Origin of the sequence: Microbacterium sp., from assembly GCF_032084865.1 — a bacterium.
GTDB lineage: Bacteria > Actinomycetota > Actinomycetes > Actinomycetales > Microbacteriaceae > Microbacterium.
This window is the reverse complement of the sequence record NZ_DAMDLU010000239.1, coordinates 1-1,764: the sequence shown is the minus strand read 5'-3', so window position 1 is coordinate 1,764 and position 1,764 is coordinate 1. Positions and strand designations below refer to the sequence as shown.

2 protein-coding genes are annotated in these 1,764 nt (G+C 71.6%); both read right to left on the bottom strand.

Annotated features, from left to right (window positions below):
- Positions 1–325 (bottom strand): DNA-3-methyladenine glycosylase (locus tag RT309_RS14955; protein WP_313358309.1); only part of this gene is annotated, 325 nt, incomplete at its 3' end.
- Positions 322–1,764: hypothetical protein (locus RT309_RS14950; RefSeq protein ID WP_313358307.1), on the bottom strand; the 1,443-nt coding region annotated here is incomplete at its 5' end. The genes RT309_RS14955 and RT309_RS14950, both read right to left, overlap by 4 nt.

The window sequence follows — 1,764 nt, the reverse complement described above, 5'->3', positions numbered from 1 at the left end:
CCATCTCGCCGGCGCGCAGCAGCACTCCGCCCGCCGTTCCCTCGGGCCCGCAGACGACGTTGACGCATGAGTGGATGCCGTGGCTGAGGTACACGTACAGGTGGCCGGGCTCGCCCCACATCGTGGCGTTGCGGGCGGTGGGTCCCATCCGCGCGTGCGAGCCGGGATCGGGCATGTCGCCGGTGCCGCGGCCGTGGTACGCCTCGACCTCGGTGATGCGCAGGGCCGTCTCGACGCCGTCGACGATGGTGCGCAGCCGGGCGCCGAGCAGGCGAGGCGCCACCTCGATCGGCAGCCCGAGCAGGTCGCGGCGGTCGATCGTCATGGCAGCGGAGCCGTGCGGCACCACGAGATGTCGAAGCCGCTCAGGGTGGGCAGCTCGCGATCGCCGACGAGGTCGATGAGGCGGGTGTGCAAAGTGACCGGAAGTGGCAGAAGCAGGTCGTCGTAGTCGTTGCTCGCGAGGTCGGGGGCGATCGTCACGGCGGCGTACTGACCACTCGGCGATACGCAGGTCTGCAGGATCGAGTCCGCGCCGCTCACCTCGGCGATCATGGTCGCGGCGCCCTGCTCGTCGACCCGCACGACGGCCTGACCGGTCGGCATGCCCAGCTCGTCGCGCTGCACGACGTGCCTCAGGGTGCCACCCGGGAAGGCCTCGATGCCGACCGCGTCGCCGTAGTCGGGGTCGGAGGCGGGCAGCGGCTGCTCGGTGCCGTCGGTGAGGTCGAGCACGACGAAGCTGCCGTCGGCGCGCTCGACGAGCGCAGTGTACGTGCCCCGGTTGACGCCGAGGATGCTCGCCGCGGTGCCCATCGGCTGCGCGCCCGCGTCGCCGGTGGGATCCTCCACCGTCAGGGCGCCGTCGAAGTCGATGAACACCAGCGACGACGAATCGGGCACGAAGCGCCACTCGGCGACGTTCGCGTCCTTGCCGTCGATCTGCACGATGCGCGGTTCGCCCGTGCCGCTGAGCGGCTGAGTCACGAGCACACTGGCGCGTCCGGTCGTCTCGGTGAGATCGCGGTCGGAGTAGCTGTATCCGACCAGACCCGCGCGGTCGGAGACCTGCACCGACGAGACGTACCCCTCGCCCGGCAGCGGCAGTTCGCGCTGGTCGGAGCCGTCGCGGTTCATCACGAGCAGGCGCGAGCCGTCGTCCTCCTCGACGGCGACGACGAGCACGTCGGTCGTGGCGCGGTAGTCGCTGATACGCGGATGCTCGAACACCGGCGCGGCCTTCTCGCCGCTCAGGTCGGAGAGGAAGATCCGGTCGGCGCCGTCGGCCGAGCGCTGCAGCAGCATGATGCTCGAGGCGGGTGTGCGGAAACTCGTCTCGAAGTCGGCTGCGGTGCCCCCGCCGGTGGCGGCGACACCGGCCACGGCGACCCGGTAGGTCGTGTCATCGTGCAGCGGGACGGTGAACCGGATGCCGACACTGCGCCCGCTCGCATCGACCGTGAACGGCACGGCGGGCTCGACGGTGACCTGCTCTGGATCGATCGCATCGAGGCTCTGGTTGGCGGTGAGGATGAGTCTGCTGCCGGACGCCTCGATCGCCCGCGCCGGGTCGACCTTCACCTGACTGAGGCGGGGCCCCTGCACGAGGCTGACGACGGCGAGCACCCCGGCGACCAGGGTCAGGACGCCGAGGACCGACAGCAGCGTGAGGGTGAACCGGCGATCGCCCGGCACCGCGGGTGCGGGGGCCGGAGCGTCGTGCGCCGGTACTGCCGGCTCCGGCGCCGCCGGCTTCGGCGCCAG